This is a genomic window from Massilia sp. TWP1-3-3, from assembly GCF_049897805.1.
Taxonomy (GTDB): Bacteria; Pseudomonadota; Gammaproteobacteria; order Burkholderiales; family Burkholderiaceae_D; genus Telluria_A.
The window spans coordinates 1-4,074 of record NZ_JAFCWX010000077.1 but is presented as its reverse complement, the minus strand read 5'-3'; the positions used below and the strand labels follow the sequence as shown (position 1 = coordinate 4,074).

Sequence of the window (4,074 nt, the reverse complement as noted above, 5' to 3'; positions counted from 1 at the left end):
ATGCTCCCGCCCCATGAACGCCGGCGGAAAAGGTCCTCCGAAAAAACATCGCGACAAGTTCGAAAATTCAACCTCAAATAGGATGGTACGCCGCCCCTAAAATACTGCGGAACGTAACAATGCCAACGGTATCGGTGTAGCGCAGAATGAATCAATGGCGATCGACTTTTTGCGCCGGGCCGGTGAGGCGGGGCAAACGCGTGCGATGTACAACCTCGGTGCATTCCATGCCACAGGGCGATACGTCCCCATCGATCAGGCATTGGCGGTCGATTGGTACACCAGAGCCGCCTACGCGGGCCACGTCAGAGCTGCCGAAACGCTCGTGACCATGTACGAAAATGGGCTTGGAGTCGAGCGAGACAAAGCGCTGGCACAACAATTTCGCGAGCTGTTTGAATGATGCACCCTGCCCCCGGCCCGAGCGGATCGGAAAGATGTAGAAAAGATTGTCTACCTAGACGATAATCGGTTTCCTTATTCCGAGACGAGCAGAAAATGATGCGCAGCTTCCTTAGCTTGGCTATATTGCCGTGACCTTTGCCACCCTTACCGGATGCGCCGCACAAACTCCGGCTCAACGGAATATAGTTGCCACCCCTGCCGCTATCATCTTCGACAGCGGCCCAGCCGGCCGGTGTCCGTTTGCCGTCGAGTACAATCGACAGCTGCCGGCCAGGACCGGACGGAGCTAGCGTAGTGCTCTTCAAGCGAAGTATATGTAAACACAATTAAGAAAGTAACTCTCAATGTTGTTCATTCAGCGCAAGCGTCTTATAGCAAGTATTCTTTCCATTGCTGCCGCTGCACCCTGCATGCTAGCCTTCGGCGCGGAGTCCATATCGGGAATGAACGCGGATCAAGTTGCCGGATGTCGCTATGCATCTCAGACAACGCAGTGGCTGGCGATGTTTCGCGATCGGGGCGATTCGCAGGTCCAGGCAGTCGAAGGTTTTTTGACAGTGGCCCGCACAGCAAGGTCGCCAGATGCTGAAATGGAAAAGGCGACGCGTGAGGATGCAACACGAAGAGCTGCCTTCGTATTTGCCGTACCGAACTTTGCACCAGTCACGTTCGGCCATTTCGAATTTTCTGTCTGTAAGATGAGAATGTTGAATGGCTGGTTACCGGACTTTGCTAAGGCGGACCAGATCACTGAGCAGGTCGTGGCCTGTCAGACGCAAAACAAGGAACTCAAATCGGACGCTATGGCTGCATGCGTTGATAAGGTCGTCCTCGGAAACCGCAAGTAGGTAAAATAGGCTGTAGTCGGCCAAGCGGTCCTTCGCACGGGTTATGATCGGCTAGACCAGGCTTTGACGTGAAAGCTTGGACGATTACTTGGCGGACGTACGGCAGGGAGTCGGCCAGCACCCGGCGTCCTTGGCGCATCAGCTCACACCACGGACCTGGGAGGAGATGTTTTCCGAGGATCCGCTACGCTAGGACCTGCATGACTTTTGCGGCCGGCATACTTACGCCGTCGGGTGATCGCTTACCTAGGAATGACTTACGCTAATCGGAACTGCTCTCAATTATCTGCGGTATCGTGTGTCTGAAATGTGCATGAAACAGTAACAGCAACTATTCCCCCTCGAAAAGGATCCGCTCGAATGCCACTGCATGACGCCGAAATGATTTGCTCGATTCAAGCCGAAGATGGGGTATGGGCCTATATCGTCGACCATCCGCAATCGTTTATTTGGAGTGACGACGAGGAACCCACACGCACGTGGAACCGTTTATTTGGAGAACATTTTGGAACAGTGCGAGACGAGCTGGAGGCCGACGGCGCAGGCTGTCAACAGCTCTCGTTTCGAGATCGATCCACCACAGTCCAATCTAAATGCGATCGCGACGACCGCTTTCGCCTGCTCCACGCATTCGCAAGCATCACCCGGCCGGAATCGGACTTTCGGCTGTGCCGGGACTCGACCCATTCAAGCGATGTCGCTTTCCTTGCGTTGTCATCGGAGGACTGGGATAAGCTCGAATCCCAATTCGGCACGAAGGAAGTCGCTGCACGATTCCATTCGATGGAATCGTCATTTGAAGAGTTCATGGAGTCGGGATTTGCCGAGTCTGAAGCTCCGAAAGGCACGTTATCGCCCGAACTAACCAACTGGGAAGGCGGCAGCACGTATCAGCCGAGCAAACTCGACTACAAGATTGTCAGTGACGGACCTGGTCAGCCACGCCTGCAACCATTGCGGCTTCTGGTTCACCAATATCTTGAGCCTGGAGTTGTTGTCGTTTCATTTGGTCAAAGCCAATCCACGTTGAACGTCGATCAAAAGGATGTGGTACATGCTGTAACGGGCCACCTCTGCAGGAACACGATACGCGTATCGAATGCAACGCGTACCGGTTTCCTCATCATTGAGCAAAATGGCGTTGCCGCCGGCTGGCGTACGGACGGGTGGCGACCAACAGGGGCTCCCCCCACTTCCTGGCCCGCGAAGTGAGGTTCCTGACCTTATAGGGCCCCGTGCGAGTGCGCGCGCTTCATCGTACGTAACACGAAGGTGGAGCGGCTGTGGCGAAGGCCAGACAGCTTGTAGAGGCGGTGTCGCAGGAATTCTTCGTAGCCGGCGGTGTCCGCGACCGCGACCTAGATCAAAGAGTCGTTGAGATTGCCCCCTGATTCACCGGACACAGGCGTTTGGCCTCGAACGGCAGCTTCGCGGCGGCAGCGGGCCGGTCTGCCGCCGCCGGTCTGCCGTCGAGTACAATCGGCGGTAGTCGGCCAGAAGCGGCCATTGAATATGCGTAAATCGAAGGCCGGGTTTCCGCAGGCACGCCGCTGTCCATTCGCTTCATTTGTAGCGAACGTCTGGGGTGGCGAACGAGGCCTGAACATAACAACCACCGGACAATACGGTAGCCAAACAATCTGGTAAGATAGTTGCTATTTTTGTAAATTCCCCCAGCGAACTCAATTATGATCAGAGAAGAGAGCATCAAAAAGCTTCGCGCTGGGCTAACGCCATTGCCAGAGCATGTATTCGTGGACGATCAGCCGTGGCTGGCCGATCATTTGTTGCCTTTACTGTCCATTGATCTGGGCCTTGTGCGTCCCGAACTCGCAGGGACGGTTGTTCATATGCTGCAACCTATCGGGCCTATTGAAGGCTATATTGGAGACGACACGCGTGAATTTCACAACGAATTCACAGCGCCCAATTGGTTTGCCCTGCATCTAACAGAAGACAACCGCTATCGTTTTTTGGGGCAGGAGGAGTATTTCCTACCTTATGACGAGGAGTATGCCGCAGGTCTGACGGAATACAAGGCCAAGGTACGCGCTTACGCCAAAGACCATGGGCGCCTCGCGGAGTTTCCGAGCGACTTTAAGGGCATGGCCTATGAACACGCTTGGTTGGACATCTTGGGCGGTGAGTTTTGGGCGGGCAACTGGACAACGGAGGACCCACCGTGCGCCTTCGAATTCAACTACGAAGAGAGAGAGGACAATCGGATAGAACTCAATTATCAGGGCAAGCCATTTTTCCCGGTGGCTTGCGCTAATGGGCTCACTATCTTGATGTTTTATGAGCCGGAAAGCCGCACGATATTGTTCACGTTTGATGAATCCTGAGCGATAAAGCATTCCCTCGCTTTTCCTCGGCGCGTTACCCCATCGCCGCCCGCGCGGCGGCTGCCTCGGACACAATCCTGCCGCGCGCCCGCGACAGCGCCACGCCGTCGGCGTCATGTCGGGTAGGTTGCGAAGGACTTACGGACCTACGTGAATGTCTGCCTCGGGGCGGTGCTGCCCGGCAGTCAGGGAGCCGGCTACCGTCATGTACAATCGACAGCAGTCGGCCAAGAGCGGGCATTGGAGGGCCATTGTGATCACGGACAATGATTGCAAATTTGGAATAGTTATGTCGCGAGGAGCTGCTTGGTTAGTCGGTCTGGTTAGCGGTGTACTTAAACGCAAATGAACAAGGAAGGCGGTTTCAAATACCAAGCGCAACACTGGGTTAATTAACAGTGTCAGTCGGATGTTGCAGCAAGGCTATGTGCTGAGTATAAACGACGAGCGGCGATTCATAATCTAGCCTCGCCCTC

Annotated in this window: 4 protein-coding genes and 1 pseudogene; 4 read left to right on the top strand and 1 reads right to left on the bottom strand. The window is 54.9% G+C overall.

Translation table 11 applies throughout. The features are described 5' to 3' along the window. Positions 1–154 precede the first annotated feature (154 nt). The 3 genes from ACP7D4_RS27585 to ACP7D4_RS27575 all read left to right on the top strand — a co-directional run bounded on the left by ACP7D4_RS27585 (position 155) and on the right by ACP7D4_RS27575 (position 2,465). Entirely contained in the window at positions 155–403 is a 249-nt protein-coding gene (locus ACP7D4_RS27585; protein WP_426212606.1) for a tetratricopeptide repeat protein, read from the top strand. 346 nt (positions 404–749) lie between these two features. Next, positions 750–1,253, top strand: coding sequence for a hypothetical protein (locus ACP7D4_RS27580; RefSeq protein ID WP_426212604.1), 504 nt, complete (start codon positions 750–752; stop codon positions 1,251–1,253). Between the two features lie 360 nt (positions 1,254–1,613). After that, the gene (locus ACP7D4_RS27575) at positions 1,614–2,465 is read left to right on the top strand and encodes a hypothetical protein (protein WP_426212603.1); all 852 of its coding nucleotides are present in this window, start codon (positions 1,614–1,616) and stop codon (positions 2,463–2,465) included. A gap of 11 nt (positions 2,466–2,476) precedes the next feature. Here ACP7D4_RS27575 and ACP7D4_RS27570 read toward each other — a convergent pair. Continuing rightward, positions 2,477–2,611, bottom strand: a pseudogene (locus tag ACP7D4_RS27570) (Lrp/AsnC ligand binding domain-containing protein); the annotation flags it as partial. Positions 2,612–2,941: 330 nt separating this feature from the next. Here ACP7D4_RS27570 and ACP7D4_RS27565 point away from each other — a divergent pair. Next, the gene (locus tag ACP7D4_RS27565; protein ID WP_426212602.1) at positions 2,942–3,598 is read left to right on the top strand and encodes an enolase; all 657 of its coding nucleotides are present in this window, start codon (positions 2,942–2,944) and stop codon (positions 3,596–3,598) included. Positions 3,599–4,074: the final 476 nt, after the last annotated feature.